This is a genomic window from Mycobacterium sp. IDUB_28, from assembly GCF_055419285.1.
In genome coordinates, this window is sequence record NZ_JBVAXK010000008.1 from 159,758 (window position 1) to 174,906 (window position 15,149).

At 65.1% G+C, this 15,149-nt stretch carries 13 protein-coding genes and 1 pseudogene; 7 read left to right on the top strand and 7 right to left on the bottom strand.

Annotated elements, in window-relative coordinates:
• Positions 1-14: 14 nt before the first annotated feature.
• Together ACZYZ9_RS18150 and ACZYZ9_RS18155 are read right to left on the bottom strand one after the other, a co-directional pair.
• Entirely contained in the window at positions 15-884 is an 870-nt protein-coding gene (locus ACZYZ9_RS18150; protein WP_463827654.1) for a bestrophin family protein, read from the bottom strand.
• 263 nt (positions 885-1,147) lie between these two features.
• Positions 1,148-1,522, bottom strand: coding sequence for an FKBP-type peptidyl-prolyl cis-trans isomerase (locus ACZYZ9_RS18155; protein ID WP_463827655.1), 375 nt, complete (start codon positions 1,520-1,522; stop codon positions 1,148-1,150).
• 362 nt (positions 1,523-1,884) lie between these two features.
• On the opposite strand from ACZYZ9_RS18155, the gene ACZYZ9_RS18160 reads away from it, so the two are divergent.
• A complete protein-coding gene (locus tag ACZYZ9_RS18160; RefSeq protein ID WP_463827656.1) occupies positions 1,885-2,676 on the top strand; it encodes a DNA polymerase beta superfamily protein in 792 nt (263 codons plus the stop codon).
• A 25-nt stretch (positions 2,677-2,701) separates the two neighbouring features.
• Here ACZYZ9_RS18160 and ACZYZ9_RS18165 read toward each other — a convergent pair whose 3' ends face one another.
• Positions 2,702-3,397, bottom strand: coding sequence for a proteasome protein (locus ACZYZ9_RS18165; protein WP_463827657.1), 696 nt, complete (start codon positions 3,395-3,397; stop codon positions 2,702-2,704).
• A 221-nt stretch (positions 3,398-3,618) separates the two neighbouring features.
• Here ACZYZ9_RS18165 and ACZYZ9_RS18170 point away from each other — a divergent pair, with 221 nt between their 5' ends.
• Both ACZYZ9_RS18170 and ACZYZ9_RS18175 read left to right on the top strand, forming a co-directional pair.
• On the top strand, positions 3,619-5,649 hold the full coding sequence (locus ACZYZ9_RS18170; RefSeq protein ID WP_463827658.1) for a M13 family metallopeptidase: 2,031 nt from the start codon (positions 3,619-3,621) through the stop codon (positions 5,647-5,649).
• Positions 5,650-5,743: 94 nt separating this feature from the next.
• Positions 5,744-6,241 carry a CHAP domain-containing protein gene (locus ACZYZ9_RS18175; RefSeq protein WP_463827659.1) on the top strand — a complete coding sequence of 166 codons (498 nt, stop codon included), beginning with the start codon at positions 5,744-5,746 and terminating at the stop codon, positions 6,239-6,241.
• A gap of 43 nt (positions 6,242-6,284) precedes the next feature.
• Here the strand turns inward: ACZYZ9_RS18175 and ACZYZ9_RS18180 are convergent, their stop codons facing one another.
• Positions 6,285-6,494, bottom strand: a complete 210-nt coding sequence (locus ACZYZ9_RS18180) for a hypothetical protein (RefSeq protein ID WP_463827660.1) — start codon at positions 6,492-6,494, stop codon at positions 6,285-6,287.
• Positions 6,495-6,633: 139 nt separating this feature from the next.
• Between ACZYZ9_RS18180 and lipY the strand changes: the two genes are divergently transcribed.
• From lipY to ACZYZ9_RS18200, 4 genes and pseudogenes are all read left to right on the top strand, one after another.
• A complete protein-coding gene (gene lipY, locus ACZYZ9_RS18185) occupies positions 6,634-7,977 on the top strand; it encodes a triacylglycerol lipase LipY (RefSeq protein ID WP_463827789.1) in 1,344 nt (447 codons plus the stop codon).
• 115 nt (positions 7,978-8,092) lie between these two features.
• Positions 8,093-8,725, top strand: a pseudogene (locus tag ACZYZ9_RS18190) (BadF/BadG/BcrA/BcrD ATPase family protein); the annotation flags it as partial.
• Between the two features lie 66 nt (positions 8,726-8,791).
• Positions 8,792-9,697 (top strand): N-acetylmuramic acid 6-phosphate etherase, encoded by a 906-nt coding sequence (murQ, locus tag ACZYZ9_RS18195; protein WP_463827790.1) that lies wholly within the window; start codon positions 8,792-8,794, stop codon positions 9,695-9,697.
• Positions 9,697-11,205: a serine hydrolase domain-containing protein gene (locus tag ACZYZ9_RS18200; RefSeq protein WP_463827661.1), complete on the top strand. Its 1,509-nt coding sequence runs from the start codon at positions 9,697-9,699 to the stop codon at positions 11,203-11,205. Before murQ ends, ACZYZ9_RS18200 begins: the two co-directional genes overlap by 1 nt.
• 3 nt (positions 11,206-11,208) lie before the next feature.
• On the opposite strand, the gene ACZYZ9_RS18205 is transcribed toward ACZYZ9_RS18200, so the two are convergent.
• From ACZYZ9_RS18205 to ACZYZ9_RS18215, 3 genes are all read right to left on the bottom strand, one after another.
• Positions 11,209-11,913, bottom strand: coding sequence for a M15 family metallopeptidase (locus ACZYZ9_RS18205; protein WP_463827662.1), 705 nt, complete (start codon positions 11,911-11,913; stop codon positions 11,209-11,211).
• A 13-nt stretch (positions 11,914-11,926) separates the two neighbouring features.
• Entirely contained in the window at positions 11,927-13,156 is a 1,230-nt protein-coding gene (locus ACZYZ9_RS18210; RefSeq protein ID WP_463827663.1) for an amidohydrolase family protein, read from the bottom strand.
• Between the two features lie 211 nt (positions 13,157-13,367).
• Positions 13,368-15,140, bottom strand: a complete 1,773-nt coding sequence (locus ACZYZ9_RS18215) for a serine/threonine-protein kinase (protein ID WP_463827664.1) — start codon at positions 15,138-15,140, stop codon at positions 13,368-13,370.
• Positions 15,141-15,149 lie beyond the last annotated feature (9 nt).

The window sequence follows — 15,149 nt, forward strand, 5'->3', positions numbered from 1 at the left end:
CAGGGCATCGCGAGTCAGCTCGCAATGCCCGCTAGGGCGTAGATGTCTTTTTGGATCGTCTCGCAGATGTCCTCGAGGGGGAGGTCGTTCGCATCATATCCGAAGGGGTCTTCGATCTCGACGCCGATTTCCTCGATGCCGAAGAATGTATAAGTAATGATCAGGACGTCGATAATGGTCGTCCAGCCGAAGGTCTCGACCATGGCGAAGGGGAGGGTGAAGCAATAGAGCACAAGCGCGCGGCGTAGGTGAACGGCGTAGGCGAAGGGCATCGGCGTCTTGCGAATTCGTTCGCAGCTGCCGAGGTAGTCGATTAGCAGCTGAATGTTCTGGTCCAGCGTCGTCAGCATGATGTCAGAGATGAGGTCGCGCTCGCCCGCCTCCCGGAGGCAATCAGTCATGTTGCCGGCGACAGCGAGGGCGGGATGTTGGGCGTTGATCGCCTGCTGCGCCTCAGCAGGTGGAAGTTCGGTGATGTGCGGCCCGAGGCCTTCGGTGCCGCGCAGGCGGTGCATGACCGCCCAGGGAAAGGCGGCTGTCCATCGGGTGAGACGGGCGACCAGCGCCGGATCGCCCTTAACGTATGCGGTCGTGCTTCGCACCAGGTTTCGTGATTCGTTGACGATCCCTCCCCATAGTCTGCGTCCCTCCCAAAAACGGTCGTAGCTAGAGCTGGTACGGAACACCAGCAGCAGACCGAGGGCGAGGCCCATCAGGGTGTGCAGCTGGATCGGCATGCCGACCGGAAAGACATAATTATGAAAGGCAACAACCGCCGCCGACCAAGCCACGCATAGGGAGACCCGACCGATGATCTCCCGCACCAGCGAGCCGCGGATATCGAAAAAGTGGCTCAGCCATTTGTGCGGATCGTAGTCAATCATAAATTCGTTCCGCCTAAATGGGATGGACGGTTAGTAGGCGCAGGCGCGGGGTCTTTGTGAGGGCTTCTGTGGCAACGGTTCTGGCACGCTCAGACTGCGGAGCACGCTCCCGCTCGCACCGTCGCCGGATCGTGCCAGATTTGGATGCTTGGCGCAACAACCTTGCAATTGACGACTGAGCAGCGCCCGGTGGCGGTGGAAGAGCTCCGTCAAAATCCACCTTGTCCCCGGCGCCGTCCAACGCTAACTGGCCTTGCTCGTGGCTACCTGACCTGGAGCAGGTCGACCACGAAGATCAACGACTCGCCGGGCTTGATGACGCCACCGGCGCCACGCTCGCCGTAGGCGAGGTGGGCGGGAATGACCAGTTGCCGGCGACCGCCCACCTTCATGCCCTGCACGCCCTGGTCCCAGCCCTGGATGACCTGGCCGACGCCGAGTTGGAATGTCAACGGGTCGCCGCGGTTATAGGAAGCGTCGAACTCTTCGCCGGTGGAGTGTGCGACGCCGACGTAGTGCACGACCACCGTGTTACCGAAGGTAGCCTCCGCGCCGTCGCCCTCGACGACGTCGGTGATGACCAGGTCGGTGGGCGGCTCCCCGCCGGGGTAATCGATCTCGGGCTTCTTTGCAGTCATGTCCACCACATTGGCAGATGGTCACCGGCGGTCTTGCCGACGGGTGGTAGGTCTGGGACCAAGTCCTTGGCCTGGTTGCTTGGCTCAGAATGTTAAGGCGACCGGTTCGCTTTCGGCTGCTCCACTGATCTTCGCGCCGGCGGGACTAGCACCGTCGTCGCTGGCACCGCGCTCAGGTCTATCGACGTTGATCCCCGCCAACTGCTGCCGTCAGCAGCGACTGCGCATTTGCGGGTAATCTCGCGCCAATTCAAATCGTTTGGCGCAGGACCATTCACTGTTTAGCATCTCAACTCGACAGTGGGTCAGGGTCGATTCCCTGCAGATTCACCATTCGAGAATCGACGATTAGAGCGGGTGCAATGACGATTGACGGCGTCTACAAGAACCGCCACGCAACCAACTGGCACCGCGACATCGCGGAAGCCAACACCGTGCTCTGCACTCAAGTCGGCTCCGGGCTGCACGGTGTCACCATCGCGGGTACCGACGACCGCGACGAAATGGGCATCTGCATCGAACCGCCGGAGTGCGTCATCGGCCTGCGCCAGTTCGAGCAGTACCAATACCGCACCCAGCCCGAAGGCGTCCGATCCGGCGCCGGGGACCTCGATCTGGTCATCTACAGCCTGCGCAAGTGGGCGAGGCTCGCAGCGGCCGGCAACCCCACCGTGTTGCTCCTGCTGTTCGCCCCGGAGAGCGAAATCGTCAAGATCGAGGAACCTGGGCGCGATCTGCGTCAGCACCCCGAGCTGTTCCTGTCGCGCGACTGCGGCCGTCGTTTCGTCGGCTACCTCGACGCTCAGCGAGAACAGATGCTCGGGCTGCGGTCCAAGCACACCAATCGTCCCGAACTCATCGAGGTGTTCGGCTTCGACACAAAATTCGCCTATCACGCTGTGCGACTTGGCATTCAGGGCCTTGAGCTGCTCACCACCGGGCGCATCACGTTGCCGATGCCGGAACCGTCGCGCAGCTGGCTGTATGACTTGCGCATCGGCAAGGTCGACAAGCAGACCGTCCTCGACACGATTGACAACGTGCGCAACGAGCTCGTCGCGCATACGGACAGCTCGGATCTGCCGGATCACTGCGACTACGACAAATTGAACCGGTGGTTGGTCGACTCCCACAACCGTTGGTGGCAGCGATGATTGGATCCGCGGCCGGATCCCGCGCTCAGTCGAAGAGTTGATCGAGCGCTTTGCGTTCGAGTTCCACCCAGCGTTCGATCCGAGCACGGACCTTGTTCACCTCGTCCGGGCTCAGATGCTCGGCACCGTCGGGGGTGATGCGGCACATATCCATTGGGCCCCCGACGCTCGACGACGAAGCGTCCAACGCGTCGAGCACTCGTAGCGCGGCAACCAGCCCGTGGTCCACGTCGCGCTCGGTCATGCGGAAGTGTGCCAGCAGGGCGTGCGCCTGCTGCGCCATAGCCGCGCCACTGCCGATGGCTTGGAAGCCGGTCTCTTCGTGGTGTCCGATCAGACCGTTGGGGTCCACGTCGATGATGAACGGGACGTCACCGGCGTACCCCGCGGCGAGGACGTACGTGGCAGGTGTTCCTGCGGGCTGCTGTGCCGGCACATGCTCGATGTAGTTCTCGTAGTGATATTTGAGTACCGGCAGTACCCGGGCCTGCAGCGCATGGCCGATGTCTCTTGCCTCCACCACCGACTCGGCCTCGGATTTGAAGATCTGCTCGAGGTCGTACAGCACCGCGCGGGAGCCGCTGCCACCCCACGCTGCATGTTTGCCCAAGGGATGCAGCTTCTGTGCGGGATAGGTCAGACCGCGACCACCGTCGGTGATCTGCGAATCGGAGGCCATCACAATGCCGTCGGCGCAGCGGAGCGCGATAACGACGGTCACGGCAGAATCCGTGTGGAAAGCATCTGCCGATCGTCTCACGGAAGGTATGCGGGGCGCGCCGAACATTGGTGGGCTGCTCGATTTCGTGTAGATGCAACAGCCTCGCTCCGATCGCGGTAGCCCTGCCACGCACGACCGGATCGGCTCCGGCCCGCGCGCACGGCTAAGCTGCCCTTTGGCCCGGCGACTGGAGGTCTGCAGTGCGAGGATTCGTTCGTGCGGTGGCAGTGTCATTGGCTGTTGGCGTGGTGCTTGTCGGGTGTAGCCATTCGACCGAACAGCAAGCCAAGCCCAAAGTCGGCCCGTGGGGCGTCAACCTGTCCGACATGGACCGTTCCGTGCGGCCCGGCAACGACTTCTTCTCATACGCCGTGGGTACGTGGGCGAAGAACGCCAAGATTCCCGCCGACAAGGTGTGCGCGGGCGTCAATCTCGATGTGCAGAATCAACTCAACGCGGACCTGAGGGCGATTGTCGAGGGCGCCGGCGCCAAACACGCACCCGCCGGCGATATCTCGCAGCAGATCGGCGACCTGTTCGCGTCCTATATGGACGAGGCATTGCTGAACCGCAAAGGCGTCGAACCGGTGCGGCCTTTCCTGGCGTCCATCGAAGCCGTCAACGACCGGCCGGCCCTCGGCGCGGTGCTCGTCTCGTTCAACGGCAAGACGCGGGTCAGTGACCCCTTCCCGGTCTCGGTGGAGATCGACCCCAACAATCCCACGCGCTATGTGCCCATCATCTGGCAGGGCGGCCTTTCGCTCGGCGAACGCAGCTACTACGTGGACACCGACGCCGAATCAGTCGACCTGCGCAATAAGTTCGTCGCCCACGCCGCCCGGATGCTCGGCCTGGCCGGGTACACCGACGGCCAACAGCAGGCCGAACAACTTCTCGCCCTCGAGACCAAGCTGGCAGAGGTGCAGGTGCCGCGCGAGGACGAGCGGGATGTGGTCAAGACCAACAACATGATGCCGCGCGCTGAGGTCGAGCAACTCGGGCAGGGCGCGCCGCTGCATGATCTGTTCGACGCGCTGCAGCTGCCGGCGGTGACCGACTTCCAGGTCGGTATGCCCGACGTATTACGAAAGACCGCAGGGCTTTTCGCGACTGAGCCGCTGGACTCGTGGAAGTCCTACCTGCGTTACCAGGTCCTCAACGCTTACGGTGGTGACCTTTCGACGCCATTCGCCGATGAGCTGTTCGACTTCTACGGCCGAACCCTGTCCGGCGCCAAGGACCGCGCACCGCGGGTCGAGCGCGGCGTCTCCCGAGTGAGTAAGGGGCTCGGCGACCCGGTCGGCGAACTCTATGTCAACGCGCATTTCAGCCAGCAGACACGAGACAAGGCGCGGGCGTTGGTGGAAAACCTGCGCACGGCGTACGGCAAACGCATCGACGCGGCCACCTGGATGGCGCCGGAAACCAAGCGCGAAGCCCAGGCCAAACTCGCAGCGCTGGTCGCCAAGATCGGCTACCCGGACCAGTGGAAGTCCTACGCGACGGTCAAGATTGCGGCGGACAACCTCGTCGGCAACGGCGACGCACTGTCGGTCTGGTCCTGGAACGACGACCGCAGCAAGTTGGGCAAGCCGATCGATCGCGGCGAATGGAGCATGACGCCGCAGACCAATAACGCCTACTACTCGCCGCGGCTCAACGACATCGTCTTTCCCGCGGCGATCCTGCAGCCGCCGAACTACGACCCGGCAGCCGATCCCGCCGTCAATTACGGTGCCATCGGCGCCACCATCGGTCACGAGATGAGCCACGCCTTCGACGACCAGGGCCGCAAGAGCGACGGCACCGGTATGCAGCGCGACTGGTGGACCCCGGCCGATGCCGACCGTTATACGGCCGAGTCCAACAAACTCGTCGCGCAGTTCAACGGATACGAGCCGCTGCCGGGCAACCACATCAACGGAGCGGTGACACTCGGCGAGAACACCGCCGACCTCGCCGGACTGCGCATCGCCTACGACGCGTACAAACTGTCCCTCGGCGGAAAAGAGGCGCCGGTCATCGACGGCTTCACCGGTGATCAGCGGTTCTTCCTCGCGTTCGCGGCGAGCTGGCGGGAGGTCTGCCGGCCCGAAACCGAACGCCACCGGTTGCTTTCAGATGTCCACAGCCCGGCCAAGTTCCGGGTCGACGGGATCGTCCGCAATATGGACGAATGGTATGCGGCGTTCGATGTCCAACCGGGCGACGCGTTGTACCTCAAGCCGGAAGACCGCGTCCGCGTCTGGTGATCGAGTCGTCCTGACGACGTCCGTGAAACGAATCGCGGCCGCCCAGCGATAACAGCAACGTAACGAGTTGTGCCTCGGCTGGGCGGGGAAGCGTATGAAGGCCAAGCGAATCGCGGCGGTCATCGCCGTGAGCAGCGCCCTGATGCTGGGATCCTCGCTGCCTACCGCGGTCAACGCCGACACGGTGACCATCCGGACGAAAGGCGCTACCACCAACCGCAACCCGCTCGGTGGCTACGAGGGCTACTGCACCTGGGGTGCCCAGGAACTGATACACGCTCACACCGGTTACTACGTCGCAGCACTCACCGGCAACGCGGAGATCTGGGCCAGCCAAGCTGGGGCGGCGGGTTGGACGGTGGTGAGCGAAGCGCAGCCCCGCTCAATCGCCGTTTACAGCAGTGCACTGGTCGGGGGAGTCGGTCACGTCGCCTGGGTCGATGTCGTCGACGCCGGCGAAATGGCAATCACTGAAATGAATTTCGGACCCGGTGCCAGCGCCGCGAACGGCTTCCGCACAGCGGGTTTCGGCGCGTTCGATTCGCGCACCGTGCGAGAAATCCCGGGCGTGAGTTACATTCTGATCCCCTGATGCGCAGGGAGTCCGCACCTGCGTGTCCAAAACCGTTGTGGCACTATGCCAATGCAGTACTCAAGAACGTCCCGGCCCCGTAGGTGGCCAACAGAGTGGACAACGTGCCGAGTAGGGCGACCACGATGAACGGCGACAGGATCAGTGCGCCCAGCGGTATGAGGGTGACCAGGGCGTTGTCCTCAGCCGGGGCGATGCAGCTTACTCGTCGCTTTCCCGGGGAAGCCGCCTTTCCGAAGTCAAGTACGCGCAAATTGCCGCAAGCCGCTAGGCGCTTGCACCATTTGGGCATAAGCTCCGATTACTCGGCGATCGATTGACTGGGCAACCCGCGTTGCCCTGAGGCGGTGGGGAGCGACGCAGTGTCATCTGTTTTTTTATTGCCCGACGTCATGTTCACAGCGGCCGGCGACGCGGCGTCAATTGGCGCAACCGTCTCGACGGTGAACAAGGGCGTGGCCGATGCCACTACGGGGGTATTGGCCGCCGCCGAAGATGAGGTATCGGCGGCGATCGCCGCGCTGTTCTCTGCCCACGGCCAGGGTTATCAGGCGCTGAGCGCGCAAGCGGCGGCGTTCCACGAGGAATTCGTCCGGGCGCTGACCAGTGCCGGCGGCGCCTATGCCGCCGGTGAGGCGGCCAACGCTGCGTTGCTGGATGCCGTCCAGTTGGTGGAGCAGTTTCCCGCTGAGGTCGCCACCGGATTTGCCCGGGTGGGCAACGAAATCTTCATCTTCATCTTCGGCGCGCCGGCCGGGCCGCCCATCCCGGCAACGCAGACCGGCGGCTTCTCGGGCGCGCCGTCCTTGATAACCCGTTTCGAAGAAGCGCTGCTGTATCCGCTCAAACCGCTGCTCAGCGTGTCGGGGCTGGAGACCTACCTGGCAGCGCCGGGTAATCCGCTGTTGGCGTTGGTGGCCAGCGACATTCCACCGTTGTCGTGGTTCATCGGCAACTCTCCGCCGCCGTTCTTGAATTTGCTGCTGGGAGAAACGGTGTCGTACACCTCGACGCCGGAGGGGATGAGCGTCGTGCACATCACGCCGATGAATGCCACCGGTGAGCAGGTGATCGCCATTCACGGCGGTGCCTTCATCTTCCCGCCGTCATTTCTGCACTGGATTCACTACTCGGTAATGGCATATACGACCGGTGCGACTATTCAGGTGCCCATCTACCCGTTGCTGCAGGAGGGGGGTACCGCCGGCGTCGTGGTGCCTATGATGGCTGACTTCATCGCCTCGCAAACCGGGCTACACGGAACGCCCAATGTCAGCGTGATCGGTGACTCCGCAGGTGGCAATCTCGCTCTGGCTGCAGTTCAACAGATGGTCATTGACAATGCCACCCTGCCGTCGTCGATGGTGTTGCTGTCACCGTGGTTGGACCTGTCGATGACGAACCCGAATATTGCTTTCGTTCAGGATCCGCTGTTACCTGTCGGGCTTGCGCAGCAATTCGGCAAACAGTGGGCAGGTAGTCTTCAGCTGGATGATCCCTGGGTTAGTCCGTTGTATGGCGACCCCATCGGTCTCCCGCCAACGACGGTGTATACGGGCAATTTGGATATCCTCTCGCCGGATGCGATTCTGCTCAAGCAGTTAGCGGCCGACGCCGGGATCGCGAATATGAACTTTGTATTAGCTAACGGCCAAATCCACGACTGGCTGATCCTCACTCTGGACGGTCCGCAATACTGGTCGCAGATCAACCGAGAACTCGGTATCGCAGCTTGAGTGCAGGATCCGCGTGATCCTGTCCGTCGACCTCGGCAAAACGTCGTGTCGGGCCGCCGCAGCCGGCCGCAGAGCACAGGGACCGGGCGCGCCCGGCCTCGCGTCGCCCGGGGGAGTGCGGGCTGCGCAGGCGGCCATCCTGGCGGTGGCGCGGCAGTTCGAGCCCATCGACGACATGATCGTCGGGGCTGCCGGGGCGCTGACGGCACCGGACCAAGCCCGCCAACTCGCTGCGGTGCTGCTGACTTCGATAGGCGCGGCGCGGGTGACGGTGACCAGCGACAGCGTGATCGCGCACGCGGGCGCGCTGGACGGCAAGCCTGGCGTGGTGCTGATCGCGGGCACCGGCGTCGTTGCACTCGCGATCGACGCCGACGGCGCACTGCGGGTCGCCGACGGCTGGGGCCCTTGGCTGGGCGACGAGGGCGGTGGCGCGTGGATCGGCGCCGCCGGGTTGCGTGCCGCCTTGCGAGGTCTGGACGGACGCGGTCCGTCCACCGCCTTGCTCGATGCTGCGCACCAGCGCTTTGGTCCCCCGCGCACCTGGCCCGGGCAACTCAACGATGCTACCGCGATGGCCGAGTTTGCGCCCGATGTTATTGCCGCGCAGCAGGATTCCGTGGCAGCAGCGATAGTCGACGCGGCCGCCGCAGCCCTTGCCGCGGCGGCGCGGGCCGTCGGCGCCGGCCCGGTCGCGATGGTCGGCGGACTGGCCGGTGTGACGGCGCTGTCCAAGCACCTCGATCTCGTCCAGCCGGCCGGCGACGCACTCGACGGGACATTGCGACTCAACGCGATCCACGAGCCGCACGTGATCCGGCTGCGGGCGAGCGCCGTCGCCGCCAACAAGCTCGACACGCTCGCCACCGAAGGCGTCCGGCCCGACTCGCACGACCTTGATACCCGGCCCGTCAGCGAGGTCGTCGCGCTGCTCGTCGCCGCCGAGCACGAGGCGCAGCAGGCAATTGCGGACGCACTTCCGCAGATCAGCGCTGCGGCCGAGGCGATCGCGGCGCGACTCGAGAGCGGCGGCCGGTTGATCTACGCCGGCGCCGGTACGCCGGGTCGGCTCGGTGTGCTCGATGCGGCCGAATGTGGACCCACCTTCAACACCGACCTGGTGCGCGGTGTCATCGCGGGCGGACCGGCAGCGCTGACCCAGGCGGTCGACGGCGCCGAAGATGTCTTCGACCCAGCGGATCTGGCCGACCTGACCGGGGCCGACGTGCTGGTCGGGATTACCGCGTCCGGTCGCACCCCGTACGTGCTCGGCGCGCTCGCACACGCGCGGGCGGTGGGTGCGCTGACCGTTGCCATCGTCAACAACCGCGGCAGCGAAGCGGCTGCCGACCTCATGATCGAGTTGCTGACCGGACCTGAGGTGCTGGCCGGATCCACGCGGTTGACCGCCGGTACCTCGCAGAAGGTGGTGCTCAACGCGTTGTCGACGAGCGTGATGACCGCGCTCGGCAAGGTCTACGGCCCAAGGATGGTCGACGTGCGTGCCACGAACGCGAAGCTGCGGCGCCGCACGGTTCGTATTGTCCGGGATGCGGCCGGAGTCGACGAACAGACCGCCGCCGCCGCGCTCGCGGCCGCAGGCGGTCACGCCAAGACCGCGATCGTCGCGCTGCTCGCCGGTGTCGACGCGGTCGCCGCTGCCGGACTGTTGCAGCGCGCGCGGGGACACGTGCGGTCCGCGCTGAGCGGGCGGCCGTGATGCGCAGAGCCGGGGCACTCGCAGCGGTGGCGCTGATCGTCCTCGTCGGCTGCTCGCATCGTGAATCAGCACCGACGTCCAGTTCCAGCGCGCCACCGTCGTCATCGACCATCACCCAAACTTCGCCTCGCGCAACGGTTCCGAAGATCGCCGAGGCGCCCACGCCGCCCGCGTTCGCGCCGGTTTCCACACTGATCAACGATGCGATCGCGGCCGAAAAGCTGCCCGGTGCGGTCATCGTCGTCGGTCACGGCGGCGACATCGCCTTCCGCCATGCGTATGGCTCGCGCAAGCTGGCCAGCGAACCCGGGCTGGACGGACTGCCCGCCCCCGCTGAACCGATGACCGAGGACACGATCTTTGACCTGGCGTCGCTGACCAAGCCGCTGGCAACGGCGACCATCGTCATGCAGCTCTACGAGCAGGGCAAAGTGCGGTTCGACGATCCCGTGCAGCAGTATCTGCCCGACTTCAACACGACCAACGATCCGCGACGGGCGCAAGTCACCGTCCGCATGCTGCTCACCCACACCTCGGGCGAGACCGGCGACGTCGAACTCAAGGACCCTTGGGGACTGGAACGCACCGACAAAGCTGAAGGCATTCATCGCGCACTGACGACGCCGCTGGAGTCCGGACCGGGGCAGGGTTTCCGGTACTCCGATATCAACTTCATCCTGCTCGGCGCGCTGATCGAGAAAGTCACCGGGGAAACTGAAGACGTCTATGCCGCCGAGCACGTGTTCGCGCCGCTCGGTATGACAGACACCCGGTATCTGCCGGTCGCCAAAGCCTGTGGGCCACACGTGATCAGAGGTGCCGCCATCGGCTGGGCACCGGGTGGGGCGCCGGCCGGCTGTGCTGCCGGGACCTGGAGCACCGATCTCTTGCCGCGCATCGCCCCGACGGCGCGCGACGAAGAGAGCAGAGGTGATCCGGGTAAGAATCCCGACATCGATCATTTGTTGTGGGGCACAGTGCATGACACGACGTCGCGGCGGATGGGCGGAGTGGCCGGGCATGCCGGCGTGTTCTCGACGGCGCACGACGTCGGCATCTTCGCCCAGGCTCTCTTGGACCGCCTCGCTGGCCGCCCGAGCCAATTCCCGCTCAGCCAAACCACTTTGGAGTTGATGACGACTCCGCAGCAGCCGGGACATACGGCGCGGCAACTCGACGCCGCCAACGCCGCAACCCGGGAAGCTATCGCACAGCGACCGAACACCCGGGATCCGCTGCTGGCTCCACGCTATCCAGCGATCGCGGGCCAGAACCTGCGCGGCTTCGGCTGGGACATCGACACCCCGCTGTCGGGGCCGCGCGGGATGGTATTCCCCATCGGGAGTTTCGGCCACACCGGCTTCACCGGAACATCCATCTGGATCGACCCGGTGTCGAACAGTTACGTTGTGTTGCTGGCCAATTCGATCCATGTCCGCGGCAGTCCACCCATGTCGGATCTGCGCGCTGAGGTGGGGACGGTAGCGGCCCGGGCACTGGGTCTGTAACGCTCAGATCCGCTCGAAGTGCTGATAGTCCGGGGTGCGCCAGTAGCCGCCCCACTGCCAGCCGCGTTCGGTGAAGACCTGCTCGGCGGGGTCGCCCCCGTGGATGAGTCCAGGGTCGGTACGGCTGCGGTCGAGGTATTCCGAGGCGTTCCGTGGTTCGAAATACCCGGTGACGTACAGGCAGGGGTTGATCAGCGGATTGATGTCGATCGCCCGGCCGTACGCGTGCGGCGACCACTCACCGGAGCCGGGTATGCGTCGGCAGTTGAACGCCGACGTGTTGTTGTCCTCCATGGACAATTCGTCGTCGGCCTCGGCGTAGTGGTCCACTGTCTGCATCTTGTCGACCGGATAGCGCAGCAATTGCAGCCGCCCGAAGATCGCGATGACATCCGGCACCAGATCTTGGTGCACGACGAGCACGCCGCGGTGGGTCTGGCCGTCGAACCCGACATAGTCGATGTCGACCCGGCGCAGCTGCTCGGGTCCGACGGGACAACCCGGCTGCCAGGTGTTGCCCAGCTCCGCGGCGGTCACCGGCTGCGCGGTCGGGGCGGGCGGTGTCGGCGGTGAGCTGGTCGAAGCCGGCGCAGCCGCCACCGACGAGGACGGTGTCGCGGTGGGCGACGGCGGGGGCGCGGCAGGGGCGCACTGCACCAGCAGCACAACGGCCGCGACCACCTGGGCCAGCAGCGCACCCCGCCGCATCGGACCGGCTCGGTCAGGTCAGCACGAGTGCTGGCACATCCGGGCGGTGGACGATCTCGTTGGGCACCTTGAACAGGTCGATCATGTTGCCGCCCATAACTTTTCGGACACCCTCAGCATCGAGCCCCTGTTCTTCCAGGTCGGCGACGAGGTTGATCGGGTCGGACAAGCCTTCCGGATGCGGCCAATCGGAGCCGAAGATGACGCGATCGATGCCGCACAGATCGGCCATCTGCTTGAAGTTGTCCTCCCAGAACGGCGCGACGTACACGCAGCGCTTGAACGCCTCGATCGGGTCCTCAGGGAACTCCTGCGGCATCTTCGAATAGACGTTCTTGAATTGGTAGAACAGGTAGGGCACCCACGACCCGCCGTTCTCCACCGACAGCACGCGAAGGTCGGGATTGCGGGTCAGCGCGCCGTGGCAGACCAGCGCGGCCATGGTGTCCTCGATGGGCCGCTTGCCCATCGCGACCATCCGGAACGCGGTCGGCTTGAACGGCTTGTACTCGTCGCCGGGCTCCCAGTCGTTGAGGTATTCGGCGTAGCCGCTGTCGGAGGCGTGCATCGACACCGGGATCCCGGCTTTGACGCACGCATCCCAGAACGGGTCGAACTCGGGCAGGCCGAGGGAGCGGGTGCCGCGGTATCCCGGTACCGGCGCGGGCCGGACCAGCACGGTCTTGGCGCCCCGCTGCAGACACCAGTCGAGTTCCTCCAGTGCGCGATCGACATTGGCGAGGTTGATGACCGGCGTGGAGAAGATACGGTCCTCGTAGTTGAACTGCCAGGTCTCATACATCCACTGGTTGAGTCCATGGATGATGTCCAGGATCAGGTCCGGGTCGTCCTTCAGGCGTTCCTCGACCAGGGAGGCCAGCGTCGGGAACATCAGGGTGTAGTCCAGGCCGAGGCCGTCGAGGACCTCGAGGCGCGCCGCGGGATTGCGGAAGGCCGGGATGGCCTTCATCGGCTTGCCCATGACCTCGCGGAAGCTCTTGCCGCCGCTGCCGTGCCGGAAATACTCCTCCTGGGCACCCGGCCGGGCAACGATCTCGAACGTCGGGTTGGGGATGTAATCGCTGACCACGTTGCGCACCATGATCTTGGTGCGGCCGCGCACATCGATGTAGTCGATCACGCCTTTGCGATGATCCGGCAGGAACTGGGTCAGCGCTTCTTTGGGTTCGTAGAAGTGGTTGTCCGCGTCGAACACCGGGTAGGAAAGATCGCGTGACGGCATGTCGTCTCCTGGAAGTCTTGTGCATCAACCGGTATCGGCTGGTGGTGCCGAGCTACGGTAATGACATTACCACTTTCCCTCAGCCAGCAATACCCGCCGCCGGCCTGCGACCCGCGGTGCCGTGAGAATGGCGTTACCTGCCGACCGGCGCCAGGCTAGTCCGCCGGGTCGAGCAGGACGCAACGCGACACCGAAGTGAGGTAGGCCGACCCTAGCCGGCTGCCTGCAGTGTGATGTCGGACAGTTGTGTCCGGCTCTCGCCGTTGGTGGTGCCCAGCGTGGAGATCCACACCAACACGTTGGAGGTCTTGGTCTGTTTGGTCACCGCGATGCGGTTACGCCCCGGCTGTAACGACGTCGTCGGGGACAGCTCGACGGTGTCTTCGAGTTTGGCCGGCTTGTCGGTGGGCGACGAGCGGATCTGAATCTGGGTGCCGGTACTGGGCACGTCCAGCGACACAGCGCTGAGTGTGGTCGGCTCAGCCAGATGCAGTAACAAACCCATCCCCTTGAGGAACTTCGGGAAAGGGACAGCGTCCCGATAGGTGACCGTGGACCAGCCAGTGTCCGGGTTGCCGTCGATCGCCAACCCGGCATCCTGCGGATTGTCCGGGGCGCCGTAGGGGGAGAACACGGTGGCGCTCACCGGTTTGACGATCGGTCCCGGTCGAGTCGAGGTGCCCTGGGTGAAGTACAGCACCGCAGCGGCGGTCAAGGCGATGACGCCAACGACGGCCGCGACGGCGATGGTCCAGACCATCGCGCTTTTGCGCGTCTTGCCGCCGGACGATGTGGCGCGGGCCGCGGGCGCGTTCCGCTTGGTGCCCACACCGGTGGAGAGATTGACGACCTTATCGGCGTCCAGAGTCTCGCCGTCCCAGGCGCCGCTGACCTCCACGGCGTTGCCGTCCATGAGTTGACCGGCTACCAGATCGGTCTGTATCTCGACCGGAACGGGACCCTGGTGGTTGCCGGGCGGCTCGGTGGTGAGCAGTTGGAAGGTCAGGATCCCGACCTGGTCGTGGGCGCCGACCGGGGTCTGCTGCACCTGGCGGGCCGTTCCGTGCAGAGTGACACGCTCGAGACGTTGGGTGGACGGGCGTCCGGCCTCGCTCGGAGCCGGCGGCGGCGCCGGAGGCGCGGCACCGCGGCTGGGACCCAGTTGGGCCAGCGCGCGGGCGAACTCGGCACAGTTCGGGTACCGCTCACCGGGCTCTTTGGCCAGCGCCCGGGTCAGCACGGCATCGAGATGCGCGAGGTCGGGCCGGCGCTGCGAGATCAGGGGCGGCGGCGTGCTCAGATGGTGGCTGATCACCACGGCGCGATTGGAGTCGACGAAGGGCGGCGCGCCGGTCAGCAAGTGAAACGTGGTGGCGGCGAGCGCGTACTGATCGACTCGGCCGTCAAGTGGCTTGCCCAGGAGTTGCTCGGGTGCCACGTAACTGATGGTCCCCATGGTGACGTTCGCGTCGGTGAGGTTGCTGACGTCGTCGATTCTGCGGGCGATGCCGAAGTCGGTGAGCAGTACCCGACGGCGCAGGCCGTCGGTCACCAGGATGTTCTCCGGCTTGACGTCGCGGTGCAGCAGCCGACGGTCGTGACCGAAGTCCAGCGCATCGGCCACCGCTGCGACGATGTCGGCCACGTCTCGTTCGGGCATGCCGTCGGGGAAGCGTTCCCGGACCAACCGCCCCGCGTCGGTGCCGTCCACGTATTCCATCGAGATCCAGAGCCGACCGTCGTACTCACCGCGATCGAGGACGCTGACGATGTGCTGGTGCCACAGGGTGGCGGCCAACTCGGCTTCGCGAATGAACCTCGCGCGGAACTCGACGTCGGCCGTCGCAGGCATGGACAGGACCTTCAGCGCGTCTTGGCGTGGCAGGCGAGGATGCTGGGCAAGGTAGACCTCGCCCATGCCGCCAGAGCCCAGCAGCCGCTGGATCACGTAGCCGGCGAAGACGTCGCCGTGATTGAGCGGCATGCCCGACAG